The sequence below is a fragment of the Actinomyces sp. Z16 genome (assembly GCF_003111765.1).
GTDB lineage: Bacteria > Actinomycetota > Actinomycetes > Actinomycetales > Actinomycetaceae > Actinomyces > Actinomyces glycerinitolerans.
Map to the genome: position 1 here is coordinate 1,407,351 of NZ_CP027862.1, position 24,873 is coordinate 1,432,223.

General features: G+C 69.8%; 19 protein-coding genes. 15 read left to right on the forward strand and 4 right to left on the reverse strand.

What is annotated here, in order from left to right; genetic code table 11:
* Nucleotides 1-42 precede the first annotated feature (42 nt).
* The gene (argS, locus tag C3B71_RS05840; RefSeq protein ID WP_108966739.1) at nucleotides 43-1,719 is read left to right on the forward strand and encodes an arginine--tRNA ligase; all 1,677 of its coding nucleotides are present in this window, start codon (nucleotides 43-45) and stop codon (nucleotides 1,717-1,719) included.
* Nucleotides 1,719-3,179: a diaminopimelate decarboxylase gene (lysA, locus tag C3B71_RS05845; RefSeq protein ID WP_395994423.1), complete on the forward strand. Its 1,461-nt coding sequence runs from the start codon at nucleotides 1,719-1,721 to the stop codon at nucleotides 3,177-3,179. Before argS ends, lysA begins: the two co-directional genes overlap by 1 nt.
* Here the strand turns inward: lysA and C3B71_RS05850 are convergent.
* Together C3B71_RS05850 and C3B71_RS05855 are read right to left on the reverse strand one after the other, a co-directional pair.
* Complete coding sequence (locus tag C3B71_RS05850; RefSeq protein ID WP_108966743.1) at nucleotides 3,176-3,577, reverse strand: PIN domain-containing protein; 402 nt, start codon at nucleotides 3,575-3,577, stop codon at nucleotides 3,176-3,178. The two genes, lysA and C3B71_RS05850, sit on opposite strands and share 4 nt — an antisense overlap.
* Nucleotides 3,574-3,930 carry a type II toxin-antitoxin system Phd/YefM family antitoxin gene (locus C3B71_RS05855; RefSeq protein WP_108966745.1) on the reverse strand — a complete coding sequence of 119 codons (357 nt, stop codon included), beginning with the start codon at nucleotides 3,928-3,930 and terminating at the stop codon, nucleotides 3,574-3,576. The genes C3B71_RS05850 and C3B71_RS05855 overlap by 4 nt, the downstream gene beginning before the upstream one ends.
* Before the next feature lie 169 nt (nucleotides 3,931-4,099).
* Between C3B71_RS05855 and C3B71_RS05860 the strand changes: the two genes are divergently transcribed.
* The 13 genes from C3B71_RS05860 (at nucleotide 4,100) to C3B71_RS05920 (ending at nucleotide 20,243) form a co-directional block, all read left to right on the forward strand.
* Nucleotides 4,100-4,366, forward strand: a complete 267-nt coding sequence (locus tag C3B71_RS05860) for a hypothetical protein (RefSeq protein ID WP_108966748.1) — start codon at nucleotides 4,100-4,102, stop codon at nucleotides 4,364-4,366.
* A gap of 265 nt (nucleotides 4,367-4,631) precedes the next feature.
* Nucleotides 4,632-5,927 carry a homoserine dehydrogenase gene (locus tag C3B71_RS05865; protein ID WP_073327749.1) on the forward strand — a complete coding sequence of 432 codons (1,296 nt, stop codon included), beginning with the start codon at nucleotides 4,632-4,634 and terminating at the stop codon, nucleotides 5,925-5,927.
* Nucleotides 5,928-5,934: 7 nt separating this feature from the next.
* Nucleotides 5,935-6,846, forward strand: coding sequence for a homoserine kinase (thrB, locus tag C3B71_RS05870; RefSeq protein ID WP_108966750.1), 912 nt, complete (start codon nucleotides 5,935-5,937; stop codon nucleotides 6,844-6,846).
* Nucleotides 6,847-7,109: 263 nt separating this feature from the next.
* A complete protein-coding gene (gene rho / locus C3B71_RS05875; protein ID WP_108966752.1) occupies nucleotides 7,110-9,173 on the forward strand; it encodes a transcription termination factor Rho in 2,064 nt (687 codons plus the stop codon).
* 228 nt (nucleotides 9,174-9,401) lie between these two features.
* Nucleotides 9,402-9,614, forward strand: coding sequence for a 50S ribosomal protein L31 (gene rpmE / locus C3B71_RS05880; RefSeq protein WP_073327027.1), 213 nt, complete (start codon nucleotides 9,402-9,404; stop codon nucleotides 9,612-9,614).
* A 139-nt stretch (nucleotides 9,615-9,753) separates the two neighbouring features.
* The gene (gene prfA, locus C3B71_RS05885; protein ID WP_108966754.1) at nucleotides 9,754-10,848 is read left to right on the forward strand and encodes a peptide chain release factor 1; all 1,095 of its coding nucleotides are present in this window, start codon (nucleotides 9,754-9,756) and stop codon (nucleotides 10,846-10,848) included.
* A complete protein-coding gene (gene prmC / locus C3B71_RS05890) occupies nucleotides 10,845-11,711 on the forward strand; it encodes a peptide chain release factor N(5)-glutamine methyltransferase (protein ID WP_108966756.1) in 867 nt (288 codons plus the stop codon). Before prfA ends, prmC begins: the two co-directional genes overlap by 4 nt.
* A gap of 203 nt (nucleotides 11,712-11,914) precedes the next feature.
* Nucleotides 11,915-12,673, forward strand: coding sequence for an NAD(P)H-binding protein (locus C3B71_RS05895; protein ID WP_108966759.1), 759 nt, complete (start codon nucleotides 11,915-11,917; stop codon nucleotides 12,671-12,673).
* Nucleotides 12,674-12,687: 14 nt separating this feature from the next.
* A complete protein-coding gene (locus C3B71_RS16795) occupies nucleotides 12,688-13,254 on the forward strand; it encodes a DapH/DapD/GlmU-related protein (protein ID WP_108966761.1) in 567 nt (188 codons plus the stop codon).
* A gap of 67 nt (nucleotides 13,255-13,321) precedes the next feature.
* Nucleotides 13,322-13,750, forward strand: a complete 429-nt coding sequence (locus C3B71_RS05905; protein WP_108966763.1) for a nuclear transport factor 2 family protein — start codon at nucleotides 13,322-13,324, stop codon at nucleotides 13,748-13,750.
* A 911-nt stretch (nucleotides 13,751-14,661) separates the two neighbouring features.
* Nucleotides 14,662-17,598: a UvrD-helicase domain-containing protein gene (locus tag C3B71_RS05910; RefSeq protein ID WP_108966765.1), complete on the forward strand. Its 2,937-nt coding sequence runs from the start codon at nucleotides 14,662-14,664 to the stop codon at nucleotides 17,596-17,598.
* A gap of 196 nt (nucleotides 17,599-17,794) precedes the next feature.
* Complete coding sequence (locus C3B71_RS05915; RefSeq protein ID WP_108966767.1) at nucleotides 17,795-19,042, forward strand: alpha-amylase family protein; 1,248 nt, start codon at nucleotides 17,795-17,797, stop codon at nucleotides 19,040-19,042.
* A gap of 181 nt (nucleotides 19,043-19,223) precedes the next feature.
* A complete protein-coding gene (locus C3B71_RS05920) occupies nucleotides 19,224-20,243 on the forward strand; it encodes a CPBP family intramembrane glutamic endopeptidase (protein ID WP_108966769.1) in 1,020 nt (339 codons plus the stop codon).
* A 195-nt stretch (nucleotides 20,244-20,438) separates the two neighbouring features.
* Here the strand turns inward: C3B71_RS05920 and C3B71_RS05925 are convergent, their stop codons facing one another.
* Together C3B71_RS05925 and C3B71_RS05930 are read right to left on the reverse strand one after the other, a co-directional pair.
* On the reverse strand, nucleotides 20,439-22,892 hold the full coding sequence (locus C3B71_RS05925) for a glycoside hydrolase family 3 N-terminal domain-containing protein (RefSeq protein WP_108966771.1): 2,454 nt from the start codon (nucleotides 22,890-22,892) through the stop codon (nucleotides 20,439-20,441).
* A 60-nt stretch (nucleotides 22,893-22,952) separates the two neighbouring features.
* Nucleotides 22,953-24,581: an MDR family MFS transporter gene (locus C3B71_RS05930; protein WP_234416134.1), complete on the reverse strand. Its 1,629-nt coding sequence runs from the start codon at nucleotides 24,579-24,581 to the stop codon at nucleotides 22,953-22,955.
* Nucleotides 24,582-24,873 lie beyond the last annotated feature (292 nt).

Sequence of the window (24,873 nt, forward strand, 5' to 3'; positions counted from 1 at the left end):
CCGGTTTCGGCGCGTTGGGGCGGTGCCGGTACGCTGGCGCGCGTGACCCCAGAAGAGCTCGCCGAAGCGATCCGCAACGTCCTCATCGCCGCCGTCACCGACGGCAGCCTCGCCCTGCCCGTGGAGGAGGTGCCGGTCCCCAAGGTCGAGCGCCCCCGCTCCCGCGAGCACGGTGACTGGGCCACCAACGTCGCCATGCAGCTGGCCAAGAAGGCCGGCACCAACCCGCGCGCCCTGGCCCAGCTGCTGGCCGAGCGCGTAGGCGCCCTGGACGGCGTGGCCTCCGCCGAGGTCGCCGGACCCGGCTTCCTCAACATCCGCCTGGACGCCGCCAGCGCCGGCGAGCTCGCCCGCACCATCCTTACCGCGGGCACCGCCTACGGCACCAACGACTCCCTGGCCGGCCAGCACATCAACCTCGAGTACGTCTCCGCCAACCCCACCGGCCCGGTGCACCTGGGTGGGGCCCGCTGGGCCGCCGTCGGCGACTCCCTGGCCCGCATCATGACCGCCTGCGGTGCCGAGGCCACCCGCGAGTACTACTTCAACGACCACGGCACCCAGATCGACCGCTTCGCCCGCTCCCTGCTCGCCGCCGCCCGCGGCCAGGAGACCCCCGAGGACGGCTACGGCGGCTCCTACATCGGTGAGATCGCCGCCCGGGTAACCGCGGACGAGGCCGGCGCCGGCCGTCCCGACCCCGCCACCCTGCCCGACGTCGAGGCCACCGAGGTCTTCCGGGCCCGCGGCGTCGACCTGATGTTCGCCGCCGTGAAGGCCGAACTGCACGACTTCCGTACCGACTTCGACGTCTTCTTCCACGAGGACTCCCTGCACACCTCCGGCGCCGTCGAGCGCGCCATCGGCCGCCTGCGTGAGCGCGGTGTCATCTTCGAGGCTGACGGCGCCACCTGGCTGCGCACCACCGACTTCGGCGACGACAAGGACCGCGTCCTGATCAAGTCCGACGGCGATCCCGCCTACTTCGCCGCCGACGTCGCCTACTACCTGGACAAGCGCGCCCGCGGCGCCGACTGCGCCATCTACCTGCTCGGCGCCGACCACCACGGCTACATCGGCCGCATGATGGCCATGTGCGCCGCCTACGGCGACGAGCCCGGCGTCAACATGCAGATCATCATCGGTCAGCTGGTCAACCTGGTGCGCGACGGGCAGCCGGTGCGCATGTCCAAGCGCGCCGGCACCGTGGTTACGCTGGAGGACCTGGTCGACGCCGTCGGCGTGGACGCGGCCCGCTACGCGCTGGCCCGCTCCTCCATGGACTCCATGATCGATATCGACTTGAATCTGCTGGCCTCCACCTCTAACGACAACCCCGTCTACTACGTCCAGTACGCCCACGCCCGCATCCGCTCCGTGGCGCGCAACGCCGCCGAGCGGGGCGTGAGCCGCGACGCCGGCTTCGACCCCGCCCAGCTGGACACCCCCCACGACTCTCAGCTGCTGGGTGTGCTCGCCCAGTATCCGGCCATCGTCGCCCAGGCCGCCGCCCTGCGCGAGCAGCACCGCGTGGCCCGCTACCTGGAGACGCTCGCCGCCGCCTACCACACCTGGTACGGCGCCACCCGCGTCACCCCGCGCGGCGACGATCCGGTCGACGCCGGGCACGTCGCCCGTCTGTGGGTCAACGACGCCGTCGGGCAGGTCATCGCCAACGGCCTCGGCCTGCTGGGCGTGACCGCCCCGGAGCGCATGTGATGGGCGCCGTACCCGCGGGCGAGGCCCCTCTCGGCACCCTGGCCGCCCCCGAGCCCGAGGCGCGCCCCGACCTGTGGCCATGGTCGGCCCGGCGCGGCGCCGACGGCGCGCTGGAGATCGGCGGGCGCAGCGTGGGGGAGATACTCGCCGACGCCCCCACCCCCGTGTTCGTCCTGGACGAGGCCGACCTGCGCGGCCGCGCCGCCACCTGGGCCGCCGCCATGGCGGAGGAGTTCTGGTCCGGCTACGGCATGGTCGGCGGCGAGGCCTACTACGCCGGCAAGGCCTTCCTGACGACCCGCGTGGCCCGCACCGTCTTGGCGGAGGGCATGGGCATCGACACCGCCTCCGCCGGTGAGCTGGCCGTGGGCGTGGCCGCGCTCGCCGCTCTCGACGGCGAGGAGGCCACCTTGCGCGCCGGCCGACTGGGCCTGCACGGCAACGGCAAGACCCGCACCGAGATCCGTACCGCCCTCGCCCACCGGGTGGGGCACCTGGTTCTGGACTCGGCCGAGGAGATCGAGTTGGCGGCCGCCGCCGTGCGCGAACTGCGCGAGACCGGCCACTATGCCCCCGCGGAGACCGGCTCGGTCATGCTGCGCTTGACCACCGGCATCCACGCCGGCGGGCACGAGTACATCTCCACCGCCCACGAGGACCAGAAGTTCGGCATCTCCGTGGCCACGGGCGCGGCGCTGGACGCCGCCCGCGCCGTCGTCGCCGCCCCGGAGCTGACCCTGCACGGGCTGCACTCCCACATCGGCTCCCAGATCTTCGACCTGGCCGGATTCCGGGAGGCGGTCGGCGTCGTGCTGCGCCTGCGCCACCAGATCGCCGCGGCCACCGGGGTGCTGTGCGAGGAGGTGGACCTGGGCGGCGGCTACGGCATCGCCTACACCGGCGCCGACCCGGTCGCGCCCTCACCCGCCGAGGTCGCCCGCGCCCTGGCCGAGGCGGTCCACTTGACGTGCACCGAACTCGGGGACGCCGTGCCGCACGTGTCGGTTGAGCCCGGCCGCTCAATCGCCGGGCCGGCCATGGTCACCCTGTACACGGTGACCGGGCTCAAGCGCGTCCAGCTGGGGGAGGGGGCCGCCCGCCTGTATGTGAGCGTGGACGGCGGCATGAGCGACAACATCCGCCCCGCCCTGTACGACGCCGCCTATACGGCCCTGGTGGCCAACCGGCGCCCCGACCCGGAGGCAGGACTGGTGCGTGCTCGCGTGGTCGGCAAGCACTGTGAGAGCGGCGACGTGGTCGTGCGCGACGTGGACCTGCCCGCAGACCTGGCCGTCGGCGATGTTCTTGCGGTGCCGGCGACCGGCGCCTACGGGCGCTCCATGGCCTCCAACTACAACCTGTTCACCCGGCCCGGCGTCGCCTGGGTTGAGGACGGCCGGCAGGGCTGGGTGCTGCGCCCGGAGACCATCGCCGACCTGCTCGCCCTGGAGGGAGACTAGGCCGACGGTTCTGCCGGGTCGAGTGCGCGGAGCCCTTGTGCGCGGGCGGCTTTGGCCAGGCGCGCGTCATGAGTGAGGACCGTCACCGGGTCGCGCGGGTCATGCAGGATGAGGGCTGTGGCCAGGTGAATCGCATCCAGCGACTTGAGCTCGCCGGTCAGTGCCTTGGCTCGGTCTATCACGGCGTCATTGATTGCGCATAGCCCAATCATCCGCAGTGCCGTGTCAGCAACGGCCAGTGCATGCTTCTCCCGGCGCAACGCCCTGAATACCTCGAGTTCTAGTAATGCCGAGGAGAGCAGCCTGTCTTCCGTAGCAGCGAGGTGAGCGGAGACCGCCTCATGACCGGGTTGGGCCAGGAGCACTAGGAGCACGGCGGAGGTATCAAGGTAGATCACCGTTCTTCCTCTCGTTCAGCCATGAAGTCGGCGTACAGCTGAGCGCCGTTTGGAACATTGATACTGGGCAGCGGGCCGGTTCGCTCGTGCGTGGCCTCTTGGATGAGTCCTTCGCGCAGCAGACGCTCATAGGGAGTCTCCTCGGGCTCGATCGGCACCAGGCGGACGACCGGGCGGCCACGGTCGGTGATGGTGACGGGGCGACCGGATGAGACGACGTCGGCGACGATGCGTCCGGAGCGCTGGTTGAGTTCGCGCAGGCTGACGGTGCGGTTGCTGGCAGCGACGGCGGGGCCGGAGCCGGAGGACTGCGCCGGGGTGCCATGCGGGCTGCCCACGGGTTGAGCGTTCATGACTGGATTATCCCAAATGTTCTACATGCTCTACAAGAGTCTGCTCGGCGGGGTGCCGTGCGCACCGAGTCATAGGGGAAGGCCCCTACTCCTTGAGGAGGAGGGATGGGAGCTGTGATTCCACCCCGGGGATGTACTGCGCGGATGAGATCTTCCTTACTGTCGGGATATGGACACGATGCGTTCTTCCCTGGAGACCCCGCCCCCGGCGTGGGGACGCCATGACGAGCCGACGGGGCAGCGCCGCGGCACCGTCGGGCGGGGAAGCGACGGCATGCTGGTTGTCTGGGCGCTGCTGACCTGCATGCTGGTCGGCCTGCTGCTAGCCGTCGCCGTCACCCCGTCCCTGTACAACGCCTCGGGGCTCGCGCTGAGCCTGTCGGCGCTGGCCGGCTGGGGTGTCCTCAGCGCCAAGGTGCTGCATGGTCTGCGCTGATGCCCACCCTGACTGATCTCGGCATGTAACTGTCGACCGACCTCGGTGTCGATGTGAGAGGCGGCGGCGCCTGCTCGATGGCGCCGCCTATGCTGTGCCGAGTCACGCTCGTCCGCCCGGCGAGCCCGCACACATTCGCGAGGTGGTTCCCTTGAATCAGCAGGCACCCCAGGACGCCCCACCGTCGGCCGCGCTCCGCCCAGGCCGGGTAGCAAGACCTGCGCAGCCGGCCAGGCGCGCCGCCGGTGCGGCCGACCGCCCCACACTGCGCGTCGGAGTCCTCGGATCCGGCACCGTCGGCACCCAGGTGATCCGCCTGCTGCTGGAACAGGCCGACGACTTCGCCGCCCGCTCCGGTGCCCGCTTGGAGATCACCGGCGTGGCCGTGCGCGATGTCGATGCCCCCCGCGACGAGGCGGTCCCGCGCCAGCTGCTCACCGACGACGCCGAGTCCGTCGCCACCTCCAACGACATCGTCATCGAACTCATCGGCGGCATCGAGCCGGCCCGCACCCTCATCCTGGCGGCCTTCGAATCCGGGGCCAGCGTCATCACCGGAAACAAGGCACTCATCGCCGCCCACGGCCCCGAGCTGTACGCGGCGGCCGCAGCCGCCAACACCGACTTCTACTACGAGGCCGCCGTCGCCGGCGCCATCCCGGTGGTCTACGCCCTGCGCGAGTCCATGGCCGGTGACCGCGTCACCAGTGTGCTCGGCATCGTCAACGGCACCACCAACTACATCCTGGACGAGATGAGCACCAAGGGTCTGTCATTCGACGCCGCCCTGGCCGCCGCCCAGGAACTCGGCTACGCCGAGGCCGACCCCACCGCCGACGTCGACGGTCTCGACGCCGCCGCCAAGGCCGCCATCATCGCCTCCCTCGCCTTCCACACCCGAGTGGGAATGGACGACGTCGAGGTCGAGGGTATCCGCTCCATCACCGCCGACGACATCCGCGAGGCTCACGCCTCCGGCTGCGAGCTCAAGCTCCTGGCCATCGCCCAGCGGGTCAGCAGCGAGCCCGACGGCGTAGAGGGCATCTCCGTGCGCGTACATCCCGCCCTGGTCCCGGCCGACCACCCGCTGGCCAGCGTCCACGGCGGCTTCAACGCGGTCCTGGTGGACGCCGAGGCCGCCGGCCGCCTGATGTTCTACGGGCAGGGAGCCGGCGGGGCCCCCACCGCCTCCGCCGTACTCTCCGACGTCGTCGCCGCCGCCGCCCACCGCGTCAACGGCGGGCAGGCGCCCCGCGAGTCCAGCTACGCCGACCTGCCCATCCTCGCCCCGGAGCAGGCCCTGACCCGCTACCAGATACAGCTCCGGGTGGCCGACGCACCCGGCTCACTGGCCGCCGTCGCCCAGGTCTTCGGCGATCACGACGTGTCCATCAACTCCGTGCGGCAGGCCAGCTATGTGGATGTCGGCGACGAGTTGGCGCTGGTCACCATCGTCACTCACGCCGCCCCCGTGTCCCGGCTGGAGGCGGCCGTGGACGGGCTGCGGGCGCAGGAACGCGTCGCCGAGGTCGTTTCCACCCGCCGCGTCGAGGGGCTGTGACGCCGCAATGAGACTGGCCAACGAGCGCGCAGCGGTGCGCGTGCCCGCAACTACCGCGAATATGGGCCCCGGCTTCGACTCCTTCGGCATGGCCTTCACCTACTACGACGAGGTCGAGGTTCGCCCCGTTGTGGGCCCCACCAACGTCACTGTCGAAGGCGTGGGGGAGGGAGTCGTCCCCACCGACGACTCCAACCTGGTGGTGCGCGCCCTGCGCGCCGGCCTGGACGCCGCCGGCGCGCCGCAGGCCGGTTTCGAGATGCGCTGCATCAACCGCATCCCCCACGGCGGCGGTATGGGCTCCTCGGCGAGCGCTGCCGTAGCCGGCCTGATGCTCGCCCGCGGCCTACTGTCAGACCCGGACGCACTGCCCGATGAGGAGATCTTCCGGATCGCCACCGGCTTCGAGGGGCACCCCGACAACGTCGCCCCCGCCGTATTCGGCGGAGCCACCGTCGCCTGGATCGAGACGGACGGAACCCCGCGTGCCGCACCCATGCCCGTGGACGCGAGCCTGGCGGTCAGCCTGCTCGTGCCGCCGTCGACGACGCGGCTGAGCACCGAGGAGGCGCGCAAGGTCCTGCCCGACTCGGTGCCGCGCGCCGACGCCCTGTTCAACACCTCCCGTGCCGCCATCCTCATGCTGGCGCTCGCGGGCCGACCGGATCTGCTGATGGCCGGGACCGAGGACCGCCTCCACCAGGAGTACCGGCGCGGCGTCCTGCCCGCCTCCATGGCCGTCATGGACTCACTGCGCGAGCAGGGCTACCCGGCGGTCATATCCGGCGCCGGCCCCACGGTGCTCGTGCTGGCGGACCTATCCCAGCAGACCCGCTTCACCCTGGAGCGGCACGGGTGGATGGTGCTGCGCCCCGGCATTGACCTGGACGGCGCGCAGCTGGTTGGGCCGCTGCGCTGATGTCACCCAGTAATGTCATCTAGCAAAGGGGAGAGGATTCACACTCCCTGTGCATCGCGTCGCGAGTCGAACCACGCGCAAGGTCTGCTAGTGTTTGCACCGACGGTAAGCCGAAACGAAGCGGCACGCCGTATGCGCACCAGGCTGAGGCCGCAGGCCCTGCCATGGACCTCATTGGTGCACGACTTCATCCCGTGATATTCCGGGACAGTCCCAGATACATCTGCCTTACCTGGCGGATGCTCACACCGTTAAGGACACTCGTGACCGAGATTTCCAGCGCCCGCCCTCCGCTGTCCACCATGCGGCTGGCCGAGCTTCAGCAGCTCGCCTCAACCATGGGGCTAAAGGGCACCTCACGTATGCGGAAGAGCGAACTCATCGCCGCCATCCGCGAACACCAGTCCGGCAACTCCGCCGCCACCCCGACGGCGCAACAGACCGAGCCGATCGAGTCCGCTACTCCCATCCGGAGCCGCGGTCGGGCCGCCCGCAAGACCGCCGCCTCCGCTCCGGAGAACAGCGCCGATGCCGCCGTCACCGCGCCGGCGGCGCCAGCACCCGCCGCACAGGCGGACACTGAATCGCCCGCGCCGCAGGCCGGCGAGCGCGCTGCCCGCGGCCGTTCCCGCCGCCGCGTAACCGCCGCTGCCGGCGCCCCCCAGGACGTGTCCTCCACAGCGGAGGTCCCCCTGGTACTAGACCTTCCCGAGCGCTCGCAGGCCCCTGAGCTCGCCGCGGAGCCCAGCCGGGGCGGCCGCCCGGCTCACCGCGAACCCCAGGCGCACGAGGGGCACGATGGCCCCCGTCGCCCCCGGCGCCGCGCCCAGGCCCCCTCCGGCGCCCCCGAGCGCCGCAACGGCAACGAGGATGCCGCCGAGGATCACGCCGACGCCAAGGCCGCCCTGATGCGCGACTTGGCCGACGCCACCGGCAACCCCGCCGTCGAACTCGGCGAGCGTCGTCGTCGCGGCGGCAACGACTGGGAGGCCCAGGCCGAAGAGGATAACCGCGGTGGACGTCGGCGTCGGGGCCGCAAGCGCCGCGATCGTGACGGCCGGGACTTTGACGGCAACCAGGACTCCCGGGGCCAGCAACAGGCCCGCGAGGAGGAGGTCCTGCTGCCGGTAGCCGGCATCCTCGACATGGCCGACCACCAGCACGCCTACCTGCGTACCTCCGGCTACCTGCCCGGACCGAAGGACGTGTACGTCAACGCCCAACAGATCAAGGACAACGGTCTGCGCGCAGGCGACGCCATCACCGGCTGGGTGCGCGAGAACGGTGATGCCTCCGGCCCCAACCCCGGCTCCGGGCGCGGTCGTCGTCAGAACCGCACAAACCGGCTGAAGTACAAGCCGCTGGTGTCGGTGGAGACCGTCAACGGCATGGATCCGGAGCGCGCCAAGCGTCGTCCCGAGTTCACCAAGCTCACCCCCCTGTACCCGCAGGAGCAGCTGCGTCTGGAAACCACTCCGAAGGCGTTGACCCCGCGCATCATCGACCTGGTCGCCCCCATCGGCAAGGGCCAGCGTGGACTGATCGTCTCCCCGCCCAAGGCCGGTAAGACGATCATCCTGCAGCAGATCGCCAACGCGATCTCCGTGAACAACCCCGAGGCGCACCTGATGGTGGTGCTCGTTGACGAACGCCCCGAGGAGGTCACCGACATGCAGCGCACGGTCAAGGGAGAGGTCATCGCCTCTACCTTCGACCGGCCCGCCTCCGACCACACCACCGTCGCCGAGCTCGCCATCGAGCGCGCCAAGCGGCTGGTTGAGCTGGGACAGGACGTGGTGGTGCTGCTCGACTCCATCACCCGCCTGGGTCGCGCTTACAACCTGGCCGCGCCCGCCTCCGGCCGCATCCTGTCCGGTGGTGTGGACGCCAGCGCCCTGTATCCGCCCAAGCGTTTCTTCGGTGCCGCCCGCAACATTGAGAACGGCGGCAGCCTGACGATCCTGGCCACCGCCCTGGTGGAGACTGGCTCCAAGATGGACGAGGTCATCTTCGAGGAGTTCAAGGGCACCGGCAACATGGAGTTGCGCCTGTCGCGGCAGCTGGCCGAGCGGCGCGTCTTCCCCGCCGTCGACGTCGCCGCCTCCTCCACGCGCCGTGAGGAGCTGCTCATCGACCCCGCCCAGTTGAAGATCATGTGGCGGCTGCGGCGCCTCTTCTCCGGCCTGGAGCAGCAGCAGGCCCTGGAGCTGGTGCTCGGCAAGCTCAAGGAGACCCAGTCCAACGCGGAGTTCCTCATGGTCATCTCCAAGACGACCCCGCAGGGCACCTCCCTGGCCGACGCCGACGACGACTCCAAGCTCGTCTGACCGTTCGTCTGAGCCACGCCGCCCGCCCGGGACTTCCGGGCGGGCGGCGTGGTTTCCGGCGCGCCGTGTTCACGGTGGCGGCAGCGCCCCGCCGGCGGCGGCGTGCTGCGCCTCACCACGGCACGACGTTGTGACCGGCCGGCCGGGCTGGCACAATATCCGACTGGCCTCCGGTTCACCCGCGCGCCCGTGTGGGACCCGGGACCCTCAGAATCCTTAAGGAGAAACATGAAGCAGGGTATCCACCCCGAATACGTGCCCACCAAGGTCACGTGCACCTGCGGCAACACCTTCGAGACCCGCTCCACCGTCGCCTCCGGTGAGATCCGCGTGGACGTGTGCTCGGAATGCCACCCCTTCTACACCGGTAAGCAGAAGATCCTCGACACCGGTGGTCGCGTGGCCCGCTTCGAGGCCCGTTACGGCAAGCGCAAGAAGTAAGCGCACAAGCTTTTTCGCTTCGGCGACTCGACCTTGGGGTACGCTCCACGACCGCACAATGCGCGTGGAACGTACCCCAAGGTCGTAATCTGTCGCCGTTGTATCCCGTCCGCCCGCGCCAGGCGGAGAAAGGTGAGTCGTGAGCGCCGAGGACTTCTCCGCCGTCGCGCCCCTGTTGCAGGAGCATGCCGACATTGAGCGGCAAATGGCAGATCCCGCCGTCGCCTCCGACCCCGGTGCCCTGCGTCGCCTCGGGCGCCGCTACGCCGAGCTCGGACGCATCGTGGAAGCACACCGGGCCTGGAGTGCCGCCGCCGCGGACCTGGCCGACGCCGTCGAGCTGGCGCGTGACGATGCCGACTTCGCGGCCGAGCTGCCCGGCCTGCGCCAGGCCGAGCAGGAGGCCGCTGCCCGGTTGCGTGAGGTGCTGGCCCCGCACGACCCCGACGACGCCCGCGACGTCATCATTGAGGTCAAGGCCGGAGAGGGCGGGGAGGAATCCGCCCTGTTCGCCTCCGACCTGGCCCGCATGTACACCCGCTACGCCGAACGCATGGGCTGGGCCGTGGAGGTCATGGACGCCACCGACTCCGAGCTCGGCGGCTACAAGGACGTGCGCCTCGCCATCAAGGCGAAGGGCGCCGTCGAGCCGGCCGACGGCGTGTGGGCACACCTGAAGTACGAGGCGGGCGTGCACCGGGTCCAGCGCGTCCCCGTCACCGAGAGCCAGGGGCGCATCCACACCTCCGCCGCCGGTGTGCTGGTGATGCCGGAGGTCGACGACCCCGGCGAGCTGGAGATCGACCCCGCCGACCTGCGCATCGACGTGTTCCGCTCCTCCGGGCCCGGCGGGCAGTCCGTGAACACCACCGACTCCGCGGTGCGCATCACTCACCTGCCCACCGGGATCGTAGTGTCCATGCAGAATGAGAAGTCCCAGTTGCAGAACAAGGAGGCGGCCCTGCGCGTGCTGCGGGCGCGGCTGCTCGCCGAACGCGCCGCCGCCCAGGCCGCCGAGGCCGCGGCCACGCGCCGCTCCCAGGTCCGCACGGTCGACCGCTCCGAACGCATCCGCACCTACAACTTCCCCGAGAACCGCATCGCCGACCACCGCACCGGCTACAAGGCCTACAACCTCGACGCCGTGCTCGACGGCGACCTCGGCCCGGTCATCGACTCGGCCATCGCCATGGATGAGGCCGAGCGCCTGGCCGCCGCTGGCGAGCAACCGTGACCGCACTCGACCGCTACGCGCTGCGGCGGCTGGTGCGTGAGGCGGGGCAGGCGCTGGCCCGGGCGGGGATCGCCTCGCCGGACGTCGACGCCCGGCAACTGGCCGAGCACCTGCTGGGCTGCCCGGTGCTGCTCGCCGACGGCGCCCCGGAGGGCTTTGCCGCCGCATACGAGGCATTGGTGGAGCGCCGGGCCGCCCGCGAGCCGCTGCAGCACATCCTGGGCACGATGTGGTTCCGGGGGCTGGAGCTCACCTGCCGACCCGGCGTGTTCATCGTCCGCCCCGAGACCGAAGTTGTGGCCGGGGCGGCGATCGAGGCCGCCCGCGCCGTTGCCGCGGAGGAAGGGCGCGGCCCCGTGGTCGTGGACCTGTGCACCGGCTCGGGCGCCATCGCCGCCGCGGTCGCCGTGGAGGTTCCCATGGCCCGCGTGTGGGCGGTTGAAACAGCCCCCGCCGCCGTCGCACTGGCGCGCGAGAACAGCGAGCACCTCGCGCCGGGAAAGGTGGCGATCATCCGCGGCGACGTCACCGACCCGGCCGTGCTCGCAGAACTGGACGGGAGCGTAGATGTGGTGGTTGCCAACCCGCCGTACGTGCCCGCGGGAGCGGTGGAGGATCTGGAGACCGAGCGGCATGACCCGGACCTGGCCCTGTACGGCGGGGGAGCAGACGGTCTGCGCCTGCCGCGCGCCGTCGTGAAACGGGCGGCGGCCCTCCTGCGTCCCGGCGGTGTGCTGGTCATGGAACACGACCCCAGCCAGGCCGCGCCGTTGCGGGCCGCCTCCCGGGAGGCCGGATTCGCCAAAGCCACCACCGGAGCGGACCTGACCGGGCGGGGCCGCTTCCTGCGGGCGGTACGGTAGAGCGACCGGCTGCAAGCGTGGCGGCTCGGTCGAGGGGAGTCCTGCCAGACCCCGTTTCCTGGGACCTGGAAGCCCCGGTTGGATCGCGGCACGATTCTGTGCGCCGACAGGCAGGACCCGCTTCGCGACGGGCACCCTGGCCGGCAACACCACGTCGCCGGGGCTCACCCGGCCCGAACCGCAAGTGCAGAAAAGAGCACCCCATGACCACCATCCTCGCCATTGGAGCCACCGGACAGGTCGGACGCGTCGTCGTCGACGAGGCGTTGCAGTGCGGTCTGGAGGTCCGGGCCGTCACCCGCAATGCCGCCCGCGCCCGCCGCTCCCTGGCCGACGGCGCCGAGATCGTCGAGGCGGCCGCCACCGATGCGGAGGCACTGCGCCCGCTGCTGCAGGACGTCGACGCCGTCGTGCTCACCCACGGAACGGACAACGACGGCAAGGGTGGCGCGACCTTCTACGACGTGGTCCGCGCCGTGGTCGACGCCCTGGGCGACGGCCCGACCCACATCAGCCTCATGACCACCATGAACGCCTCCCACTCCGCCCGTGCCGGCGCCAGCGGTTACGAGTTCGTGGAGTGGAAGCGTCGCGCTGAGCGGCTCGTGCGCGCTTCCGGCCACCCCTACACCATCGTGCGCCCCGGCTGGTTCGACTACCAGGGCCCCGCCGACCGGCAGATCGACCTGCGCCAGGGCGACCTGGTCACCGGGCAGCCCGGAGTCGACCGGCGCCACATCGCCCAGGTGCTCCTGGAGGGCGCCCTCAACCCCTCCGGCGCGCGCCGCACCGTGGAGGTATTCAGCAAGGCCGGCGCGCCCGTCACCGACTTCGAGGCCCTGTTCGCCGCGACGCGTGCCGACGAGGCCGGCGCACTCGACGGCGTGCTGGACACCAACAACGTGCCGCTGGCCAGCGAGCCGCAGCGCGTGCAGGATGACGTCGCCCGGTTCGGCAAGTGACGGCAGGGCCCGGAATGCCGCATAAGGACATCTGGGAACGCCTGCGCGACGGCGACGACGTAGACCTGTTCGAGCAGGAATACACCGACATCGTGCGAGCCGAGTTCGCCCGCTGCCGCGAACTCATGTTCGACATCAACCTCACCCGCCCCTCCGACCCGGCGCTGCCCGGAATGTGGGGCGACCTGCTGGGGCTGGACGGGCCGCTGGACCCTTCGATCCGGCTCATTCACCCCATGCAGATCGACTTCGGCAAGCGGATGCACATCGCCCCGAATGTGCTGATCAACCACAGCTTCACGGCCATGTCGATCGGCGGGATCAGCATCGGCGAGGGCACCTTCATCGGGCCCAACGTCACCGCCGTCACCGACAACCACCGGCTCGACGACGTCACCATCCTCAACTGCCACCCCATCGACATTGGGCGGCGCGTGTGGATCGGTGCGGGTGCCTCGATCATGCCCGGAGTCACCGTGGGCGACGACGCCGTCATCGCCGGCGGAGCCGTGGTCACCAAGGACGTCCCGCCCCGCAGCGTCGTCGCCGGCGTGCCGGCGCGAGTGATCCGCGAGAAGTAGCCGAGCGGTCGGCCCGTGCCACCGCGCAGCCTCAACCCGAACCACCCTGAGAAAGTAGAGAACACTCATGCCCACCGAACTCGAGCACAAGGACGCCATCCGCGAGGTCGTCGACCGCTTCTCCAACCTGGAGATCGACGTCGCCGAGCAGTCCAAGCTGTTCACCCCGGACACCCATGTCGAGGTGTACAACGCCGACGGCTCGAAGATGATGGAGTTCGACGGCGCCGACCAGCTGGTCGAGCTCTTCGGAGCCGCCATGGCCGCCGTTAAGACCTCCTTCCACATCAACGGCCAGCAGGTCATCACGATCGACGGCGACACCGCCACCGACATCCACTACGGGCAGGCCCTGCTCGTCCAGGAGCAGGACGGCAAGGACGTGCTCCTATCCCATTCGATCCGCTACATCGACACCCTGGTTCTGCGTGACGGCGTGTGGCGCATCAGCCGCCGTGAGCAGCACTTCGTGATCTCTCAGACGAGCAACTACTGACGCGCACTACTCGCGATGCGGCTACGGCTGAGCCCGTCTCCCGATTCAGCGGGGGACGGGCTCAGCCGTCGCTTTGCTTAACGGATGACGGTGCCGGTGTCCTGATACTCAAGACTGCTCGCTTGGTGAGCTGTGTCAGGGCGGGATTACCGGTTCTTCCGGTATGGGGGGGTGTGCGCGGTGGGGCGAGATACTGCCTGACTATCCGTCACCGAAACACGCCAAGAAACTTGACCAAGCCCGAGAGCCACCAAGGGGGTGATTGTCATGATTCGGGACAAACGGGCCCGGCGGTGCCGGCGGCCGTGAGCGAAACGTTGGAATCATGCGGGTGCCGGATCACCCCCGGCGGGTGTTAAGGCTCGTTTGTCCCGACTGGTGACACTCTGGGCCATCATCCACAGCGATATGCGGGCCGACGGCAAGTCGGTTGCTGCCAGCACGCCCGCGGGCAGACAGCTCAGCATCCCACCCGCACGTTGGCCTGCCATCCCTCCTTACCCGAAGAAAGGAAGAGGCTGTCAGCTACGCCGGTTGGGCGTTAACAACGCTACTTAACGCTCTGCTGTATACCTCGGAGCCCTTCAGCAGACCGTTAACAGGCGTTGTTAACCCCGAAGTGGCGTAGCAGATGGCCTCACCATCGGTCCCTGGGAGGCGCGGGCAGTGAACCCCGGCGCGGTGAACTGACCCGGCAACGGACGGCGGTGGGAAATGTCCGAGATCGGCATAAAGGAGTCTGAGACGGCGAGTGGCACCTAGCAGATCGTTGGTATTCTGCGGTTTTGTCGGGTGTGGCGGCTACAGGCGGCGGCGTTCGTGCCAGTCTTGGACAGTTTCAAGGCTGTCGGCACGGTTACCACGGACAGCAGCCGGGGCAGGGCAGCAAACCGTCTAGGCTTGGCCCCGAGATGAACGACGCGATGAACGCCCTCTTCGGCGCACTGCCCATGCCCGGTTCCGGCTCCGAGGCCACGCCTCCGCCGGAGGCCGCCCTGCCCTCGCTCGACCCGGCTGGTGCCGCCTGGGACGACGACTCGTGGGCCGACGTCGAGCCTCCCGCCGAGGAGGATCTGGCTGCTTACGGCCCCGACGAGGAGACCTCCGCCCCCTCGGCCGCCGATGAGGCCGCGGTCGCCCCCACCTGGGAGGAGCGTCAGGCAGAGGTCTCGGCTCTTGTCGCCCGTGCCCAGGCCAACGCCGCGGCCGCGCGCGCCCGCGCCGGCGTGGACGGCAGCGTCGCGGGTGTGGCGGGCAGCCCCGGCGCCCTGCCTCGCTACGGCATCACCGTCGCGGACCCCGCCGAGCTGCTCGCCGGACTCAACCCCGCCCAGGAGCAGGCCGTCACCCACGCGGGCTCGCCGCTGCTGATCATCGCCGGTGCGGGCAGCGGCAAGACCCGGGTACTGACCCACCGCATCGCCTACCTGCTGGCCACCGGCCGCGCCCGCCCCGGCGAGATCCTCGCCATCACCTTCACCAACAAGGCCGCCGCAGAGATGCGTGAACGCGTGGCCGGCCTGGTGGGGCCCGCGGGGGAGCGCATGTGGGTGTCCACCTTCCACTCCGCATGCGTGCGCATCCTGCGCCGCGAGCACGACGCCGCCGGGCTGCGCTCCACCTTCTCCATCTACGACGCCGCCGACTCCACCCGCCTGATCACCCTGATCGTGCGTGAACTCGGCATCGACCCCAAGCGCTTCACCCCCAAGACCTTCGCCGCCCGCATCTCGGATCTGAAGAACGAGCTGATCACCCCGGCGGAGTTCGCCGAGCACGCCGTGACCTCCAACCCCTTCGAGCGGCACCTGACCGAGGTGTACAGCGCGTATGTGCGGCGGTTGGCGGCCGCCAACGCCCTGGACTTCGACGATCTGATCATGCGCACCGTGCAGCTGCTGCAGGCCAAGCCGGCGGTGGCGGAGATGTACCGGCGCCGCTTCCGGCACGTGCTCGTCGACGAGTACCAGGACACCAACCACGCCCAGTACGTGCTCGTGCGCGAACTGGTGGGCGGGCCCGGCACCTCCGGTGCCGACTCGCCCGTCCCACCGGGCGAACTGACCGTGGTGGGCGACTCGGACCAGTCCATCTACGCCTTCCGCGGGGCCACCATCCGCAACATTGAGGAGTTCGAGCAGGACTACCCCAGCGCGCGCACGATCCTGCTGGAGCAGAACTACCGCTCCACCCAGAACATCCTGTCCGCCGCCAACGCGGTGATCGCCCGCAACACCGGGCGCCGGGAGAAGAACCTGTGGACCGCCTCCGGCGACGGCCCCAAGATCATCGGCTACGTGGCCGACTCCGAGCACGACGAGGCCCGCTGGATCAGCTCCGAGATCGACCGGCTCGCCGACGAGTGCGGCATTCGCCCGCGAGACGTCGCCATCTTCTACCGCACCAACGCCCAGTCCCGGGCGCTGGAGGAGGCCTTCGTCCGCTCCGGCCAGCCCTACAAGGTGGTTGGCGGCACCCGCTTCTACGAGCGCCGCGAGGTCAAGGACGCCATCGCCTACCTGCGCGCCGTCGACAACCCCGACGACGACGTCTCCATCCGCCGCGTCCTGAACGTCCCCAAGCGGGGCCTGGGGGACAAGGCCGAGGCCGCCCTGGCCGAGCATGCCGCCCGCTACGCCGTCTCCTTCGGCACCGCCGTGGCCGACGCCGCCGGCGCCCCGCGCCCTGGGGAGGACGAGGGCGCGGAGCCGCCCGCCGTCGTCGGGCTGACGACGCGCGCCACCCGGCAGGTGACGGGCTTCCATGAGCTGCTCACCTCCCTGCGGCACTCGCGCGACGCCGGCGACGGCGTGGCCGACATCCTCGACGCCGCCCTGGACGCCTCCGGCTACCTGGCGGAACTGCGCGCCAGCGACGACCCGCAGGACGCCAGCCGGGTGGAGAACCTGGCCGAGTTGCACGCCGTCGCCTCCGACTTCCAAGCCGCCAACCCCGACGGGACGCTTGCCGACTTCCTCGAGCGGGTCTCGCTGGTGGCCGACTCCGACCAGCTGCCCCCCAGTGCCGACGTCGCCGACCAGGCCGAGAACCGGGAACAGGCCGAGGTCCAGGCCCGCGAGCAAGGCCAGGTCACCCTGATGACGGTGCACACCGCCAAGGGGCTGGAGTTCCCGGTCGTGTTCGTCACCGGGCTGGAGGACGGCACCTTCCCGCACGCGCGCTCGTTGGCGGACGAGACCGAGCTGGCCGAGGAACGCCGCCTGGCCTACGTGGCCGTCACGCGCGCCCGCGAGCGCCTGTACCTGACCCGCGCCGCCGTGCGCTCCGCCTGGGGCACCGCCACCGCCATGCCCCCCTCCCGCTTCCTCGACGACGTCCCCGAAGACACGATCGAGTGGAAGCGCATTGCCTCCTCCATGGACGCGCTGCGCGGCGGCGGCACCGGCTGGGGCGCCTCCTGGGACGAGGGCGGCTTCGGCGCGCGCCGCGGCTACGGGCGCCGCAGTGAGGCGACCCCCGACGACGACGGCGACTTCGCCCCCGCCATCGGCTCCGGGCGGCGCACCCGCACCGGGAAACTGGGCCGGGTCGAGACTCCTAAGGACCGGGCCGAGGCGCGTCGCGCCAAGCGCCTGGCGGCGCGCGGCAAGCCGGTGCGCCTGGGCACGGCGCAATCCGAGGCCGAGTCCGCGCAGTCCGCCCTGCCCGAGGCGGTGGCCGGGCTCAAGACCGGCGACCGGGTCCGGCACAAGACCTATGGGGAGGGCAGTGTGATCGCCATCGAGGGTACGGGCCGCTCCACCGTCGCCCGCGTGGAGTTCACGATCGACGGTACTCGGGCGACTAAGCGCCTCATGCTGCGCCTGGCGCCGGTCGAGAAGCTCTGAGAGTCGGATCGGCGCCGCACGTTTGCACACACCCGTGCGGCGCCGCCCACGACGAGCGCCGACGATGTTATGTTGACCACGCCTATCCGAAGTTAGCGGAAGCAGGGCGCACCGCGAGCCCGGGCCACGCGCGTGGCCCAGTGCTCGTCCCTGACCCCGCTCAGCGAAGCCGCACCGACTCAGCGAAGGAGTTCCCGTGTCCTCTTGGAGTGATTCCTGCATCTGGTGGCACGTCTACCCGCTGGGCTTCACCGGTGCGCCGATTCGCCCCACCGAGGCCGAGCGGGTGCTCACCCCCCGGCTGGACGCCCTGGAACCGTGGCTGGACTACCTGATCGCCCTGGGCGCCAACGGGCTGGCGCTGGGGCCGATCTTCACGTCGGAGACCCACGGCTATGACACGGTCGACTTCTACTCCATCGACCCGCGCCTGGGGGACGACGCCGCCTTCGACCGGCTGATCGCCGCCTGCCGCCGACGCGGCATCAACGTGATGCTCGACGGCGTGTTCAACCACGTCGGCACCGCTCACCCGAGTTTCCGCGCAGCGATGGCCGGGGACGAGCGGGCACAGGAGCTGTTCCGCCTGGAGCACACCGATGCCGGCGTGACCCACCAGGACTTCGAGGGGCACCGGGGCCTGGCGGCTCTCAACCACGACTCCGACGCCGTCGTCGAGCTGGTGGCCGACGTGATGCGCCACTGGCTGCGCCGCGGGGCCATGGCCTGGCGCCTGGATGCCGCCTACGCCGTCCCCCCGGAGTTCTGGACGCGGGTGCTGCCGCGCGTGCGCGAGGAGTTCCCCGAGTCCTGGTTCATGGGCGAGGTGATCCACGGCGACTATGCGGACATCGTGACCCGCTCCGGCATGGACTCGGTGACCCAGTACGAGTTGTGGAAGGCGATCTGGAGCTCACTGCTGGATGAGAACTTCTTCGAGCTCGACTGGTGCCTCAAGCGGCACAACGAGCTACTGCCGGCCTTCACGCCCCTGACCTTCATCGGCAACCACGACGTCACCCGCATCGCCAGCAAGATCGGTGATGCCAAGGCGTCCCTGGCCGCGGCGATCCTGTTCACCGTCGGGGGGATTCCGTCGATCTACTACGGGGACGAGCAGGCCTTCCGTGGAACCAAGACCGAACGACTCGGCGGCGACGACGAGGTGCGGCCCGCCTTCCCCGCCGGCCCCGAGCAGCTCTCGCCCCTGGGAGCGCCGATGCTGCGCCTGCACCAGGACCTGATCGCCCTGCGCCGCCGCAACCCGTGGCTGACCACCGCCACCACGGTGACCCGGAACCTCGACAACCGCGCCTACAGCTACGACACGGTCGGCCCCGACGGGCAGCGGCTCGCCGTCGAACTGCGCCTGGAGCCGACTCCGACCGCTACCGTCACCGCCCCCGACGGACAGGTGCTGCGGATCGGGCGCGCCGACGGCTAAGGCGTGTGGGGCTCATCGATCCCCTATGCGCCGAGGTCGGTCGATATGGTTCGGACGGCGGCCCGGGTATTGCGCCTTTCCTTCGGGTGCGCGTCAACGGGTACGTTAGGTCGCGTCGGGGATCGAGCTGCGCCCCCGCATCCGCCAGCAGGCAAATGCCCGAAGAACCGGAGGAGACCACATGCCTACCGCGCCCATCGATTTCCCCGGTGCTGTGGTGCCGCCCCGGACCGTTCTGAGCGGCGTGGGCCGGAAGCTGGACCGGTTACTCCCGCCTGCTGTGCCGCTGGCACGCTCCGCGCCGGCGGCATCCCGTCGCTGGGGTTGGCAGTTGCTTGCCGGTGTGGGTGTTTTCGCGGTGGCGCAGTCGACGGTGCTATTGGGTACGGGCATCGCCGCGACTGTGACAGGCACCCAGGGCACGGGTAGCCGGATGGATGACATCTACAGTCAGCCGTTGAGCTTCGCTATTGGTGCTTGCGTATCCGCCCTGGTGGCGGTGGGCGGCTATTGGGTATTCATGCGCTGGATTCGTGGCGTGACCGTCACCGAGCTCGCGGGACCCGGAAAGATACGCGAGTACGCCGTCGGCCTGGGGTTGGGAACACTACTGATAACGGTCGTAGTTGCAGTGCTCGCCGTGTGCGGCTGTTACCGGGTGACGAGTGTTGGGTGGGACGAGGGCGTACTCATCGGCATTGGCACCGGTCTAGCCGCAGGCTTCGCGGAGGAGATCCTGTTCCGGGGCCTGCTGCTGCGACTGCTGGAACAATGGCTCGGCACCGGTTGGGCGCTGGGACTGACCGCGGTCCTGTTCGGGGCCGTGCATATCACCAATCCGGAGGCGAGCATATTCGGCGCCGTGGCGATCATGCTGGAGGCTGGCGTCTTGCTGGGTGCCTGCTACCTGGTGACGCGTCGGCTCTGGCTGGCCTTCGGGACGCACACCGCATGGAACTTCGTCCAGGGCGGCATTTTCGGCTCCGACATCTCCGGCACTGGTACGGGGCGCGGGCTGTTCGAGGCACGCTTTACCGGCCCCGAGTTACTGACCGGCGGTGACATGGGAATCGAGGGCTCCCTGGTGGCCGTAGTGGTGTGCACCGCAGCGGGCCTGGGGCTGATGCTGGTTGCGCGCCGCCGCGGGCTGCTGTTGCCGCGCCGCCCGCGCGCAGGCGCAATGACTCAGAAAGCGCAGTAGCCCAGAGGGATTGGCGATTCTTCCGGCTTGTGGGTGTCGGGTTGAGGAGGGGCGGTTGTCGCGCTGGTCCCGGCGTGTGTTGGGGCGGAGTGTCAAAATCGCTGACAAACGCCGCGGGTACCCGCTATGGCCGGTGCGAGACCCGCATGATTCCAACGTTTTATTCGAGGTCGCGGAGGCGACCGGCCCCGTTTGTCATCGATTTGGACACTTTCCCGATCGGGCGGCGGGCGTGGTGGCCGCCATGCGCAGCACGTGCAGCGCCGTCTGTTGCAGCTCGCCCAGAGTGAGGCGCTCGCCGCTGGCGTCGTCCGGCAAGTAGCCGGCCAGTACGGCGTCGTCATGACCATCGGCACGGGTGGATGACCAGGTCTCGCCGCCGGGCATGAGCACGTCCACACCCGCACGCACCCGCGTGGCGGAGTCCTTAAGCTGCGGGAAGAGCGGATCGGGCGCATAGCGCATCCACCAGTCGGTCATCACATTGCCCCGGTAACCCCACTCGCCGCGCAGGATCGTGGTGACCAGGTCGTAGTTGTAGTGGGCCCACTGACCGTTGACTTTGTTGTAGCTGGTCATGATGTTGTGCGGGCCGGCTTCCTGCACGCAGATGCGGAAGCCGCGCAGGTAGATCTCCCGCAGCGCCCGCGCCGACACGCGCGAGTCGTTGTAGATGCGGTTGGTCTCCTGGTTGTTGCAGGCGAAGTGCTTGGGGCATGCGGATACGCCCTGCGACTGGATGCCGCGTACGACGGCGGCCGCCGCCAGCCCGGTCAGCAGCGGGTCCTCCGAGTAGTACTCGAAGTTGCGTCCACACAGCGGGTCGCGGTGAATGTTCATGCCCGGCGCCAGCAGCACGTCCGAGCCCTTGCGGAGCATCTCCTGCCCGTGCAGGGCGGCCAGCTCCTCCAGCAGCGGCGTATCCCAGGTGGAGGCCAGGGCGGTGCCGCAGGGCAGCAGGCTGGCGTAGGCGGAAACGCGAATCCCGGAGGGTCCGTCGGTGGTGATAACCGGGGGGACGCCCAGTTCGCGCAGGCGCTCGGTCAGCCCGCCGAAGGCGCCGGCATTGCCCGGCGCGCCCAGTGGGGAGTTCATCTCGACGTCCCCGTAGGCCAGCTGCGCCAGGTCGGCGGCGTCCAGTTGTGCGACGAAGGCGTCCATGGTGGCGTGCCCGGCGACCACATCGCTGAACCGGATGCCGACGTCGCCCGTCGGTTCAATGGCCTGTGGCAGGTGCGCCAGGATGCGCTCACGCAGGTCGACGGTGGCCGTGGGGACGGCCTCCCAGCCGGCCTGCACCCGGCCCTCCGCGTCACGCGTCACCGTCATGCGATCGAAGGGAACGTCGGGGGAGGGGGCGAGCGCCTCCTGAAGCTGCTCGACCACCTCGGTCTTCTCCACTACGACGGCGCCGGCTTCGACGGTCTGCCGCACCGAGGTCCCCACGTGCACCGGGTAGGTGCCGGACTCGATCACCCAGGCGTGGGCGTGACCGGCGCGACCGTCGTCGTCGAAGGAAGCCAGACGCTCCCGCGGGAAGGAAACCATCACTTCTTGGGTCTCGCCAGGGGCGATCACGCCGGTGCGGGTGAAGGCGACCAGTTCCCGGGCCGGGCGCGGCAGGGCGGCGTCGGCGGGCCCACCCCGGTAGACCTGCACCACCGTGGCTCCCGGCCGCGGCCCGGTGTTGGCGACCCGCACCCGCGCGGTGATGTCGGCGTCGACGGAGACGGAGTCCAGACGCGCCTGGCTCAGGTCGAAGGAGGTGTAGCCCAGGCCGTGCCCGAAGGGGAACAGCACCTTCTCGGGCGCGAAGGTCTCGAAGTAGCGGTAGCCGACAAACACGTCTTCGGCGTAGTTGTTGAACTCCTGACCGCCGAAGTTCGCGGCCGACGGGTAATCCGCATAGGCGCGGGCAATGGTGTCGGTCAGGCGGCCACCCGGCTCGGTGACGCCGGTGAGCACGTCGGCCACGGCCCGGCCGCCCTCCATGCCGCCCGGCCAGGCCAGCAGCAGGGCTGATACGCCCAACTCCTCGGCCCAGGACAGGTCCATGACGTTGCCGGAGTTGATGATCACCACCGTGCTTTCGAAGTGCCCGGTGACCTGCTCCAGCAGGGTATGTTCGATATCGGTTAGGTAGTAGCCGCCGGGCTCCAGCACATTCTCCCGGTCCTCCCCAGCCGCTCTACCAATGACGACGACGGCGGTGCGGGCCCGGGAGGCGGCCGCGGCGACCAGCTCCTCGGACACCTCCATCTCCGGGTAGAAGCGCGGCCAGTTACCCCACTCCTCGGTGGGCGGCTCCTGCGCGTTGCACCACTGCCGGTAGGTGGAGGCCAACTCGGCGTCGACGCTGACGCCCTGCTCCACCAGGCTGCCGAGCAGGTTGGTGGTATACACGGCGTTGACGTCACCGCCGGAGCCGTAGCCGACGGCGAACCAGTCGATCTGCACGCGGCCGAAGACCGCGACCGGCTCCGTGGGGGACAGCGGCAGCACGCCGTCGTTGGTGAGCAGGACGGTGCCCTCGGCGGCGGCTCGGCGGGCCAGCTCGGCCAGGCGCGGGTCATAGGAGCGGTCGGCGTCGGGGGCGGTAGCGGAGGTGTTCAGGTTCTGCGCGACCTCGCTGGTGGTGTTGGCGGTCATGGCTGATTGTCTCCGTAAAAGTGCATGCAGGTCGGGTGGGACGGCGGTGTCAGGCCAAGCCTAACCGTCCGTGCGGTCGGTGTGATAGGCGTCGGCGGGCCCGTTCTCGGCGAGCTCCTCCTCAAGCTGCTCCAGGCCGGTTTTGGTCGACAGCGGGATCGGCTTGAACAGGCCCGCGACTGCCGCCGCCACCAGCAGCACCGGGGCCAGCGACAGCAGCACGGGAGCCAGCGCATGGTGGTAGGCGTCCACCACTGCGGCGCCCGTGGTGGCGTTCAAACTCCGAGCGATGGCCGGAGTGATTGAAGCGGCCTCACGCGAGTCGAAGCCGAGGGAGAGCAGGGACGCGGTCAGGCGGCCGGTGAACAGCACACCAACGACCGTGTTGCCGATCGACACCCCGATCTCCCGGAAGAAGTTATTGGTGGAGGTGGCGGTGCCGAGCATGCTGGCGGGTAGCGCGTTCTGGATGACGAGGACGCTGAGTTGCAGGAACATCCCAATGCCGATTTCCAGGACGAATACGGCCACGCCGGTCCAGGCCACGGGGGCGTCGGCGGGCAGCAGACCCAGCATGGCCATGCCGGTCGCGGCCACCAGCGAGCCCACGATCGGGAAGGGCTTGTAGCGGCCAGTGCGGGTGACCAGAGTGCCTGACAACAGCGACCCGGCGAACATTCCGACGCTGCCCGGCACCAGCAGCAGACCGGACATGGTGGCGGAGACGCCGTGGACCATCTGCAGGTAGGTCGGCAGGTACCCGTTCATGCCGAACATGCAGGCGGCCATGAGCACCGAGACGACGGTGGCGATGATGAAGGTGTGATCGGTCAGTACCTGCAGCGGCAGGATCGGGTCTGCGGCGCGCCTCTCCACCGGGACGACGGCGGCCCAGGCGGCCACGGTGACGCAGATGAGCCCCAGCATTACCGGGCTGCTCCAGGCGTAGGTGGTCCCGCCCCAGGTGGCTATGAGGACGATCCCCGCGGCGCCGATGCTGGTCAGCGCCAGCCCTGCCCAGTCGACGCTGAAGCTGCTGGAGCGCCGCGGCATGCGCAGCGCGATGGCTACCGCCACCCAGGCGAACAGGCCGAAAGGCAGGAAGAACCAGAAGATCCAGCGCCAACCGAGCCAGTCCGATAGCCATCCGCCCAGAAGTGGGCCGAGAATGGCGGCAATGCCGAACATGGCGCCCATGGGTGCCATGTAGGTGCCGCGTACACGTGGCGGGATGATGTCACCGGTGATGGCCTGCGAGCAGATCATCAGGCCACCGCCGCCCAGGCCCTGTACGAAGCGGAAGACGGTGAAGGCAAACATGTCGGTCGCCAGGCCGCACAGGGCCGAGCCGCCGACGAACAGGGCAATGGCCAGCAGGTAGAGCCGCTTGCGGCCCACCAGGTCGCCGAGCTTGCCGTTGATCGGCATGGCCAGCGTCTGGCCGAGCGTGTAGGCGGTGATTGCCCAGGACATGTGTGCCACGCCGCCCAGGTCGCCAATGACGGTCGGCAGTGCGGTGGCGATCACCGTGTGGTACATCGCGGTGAGGAACTGGACCATCATCAGGCAGATGTACACGACCCAGAACCGCCGGTCGGGGCGGAAGGTCATGCCCTCGACGGTGCCGGAGATCCCCTGCGAGTCCGGCTGCGCGTTCATCTGTTCGCCGTGCGTGGGGGTGTTGCTCATTACCTCGAATCTCTCCTCGCGGCACGCCAAGTGGGGAAGGGCCCGAAGCCGGGAAGGGCGTGCCGCGCAACAAATTTTGCCAAACGTGCGGGTGCGCTGCGAAACCAGTGCGGAGAGGTATTGGGCACCCCTGGTGCACAGGAGTCGACCATCCCGTTGGATCACGATCTCGTAACGACGAATCCTGTCGGTTGCGGGCTGTATTCCGTCGAGGTGCTGGCTGGGCTACATTGATCTCGCCATACAGTCGACGCGCGTCGACGGCGTGTGTTCGTCCAACCGAGTGAGCGAG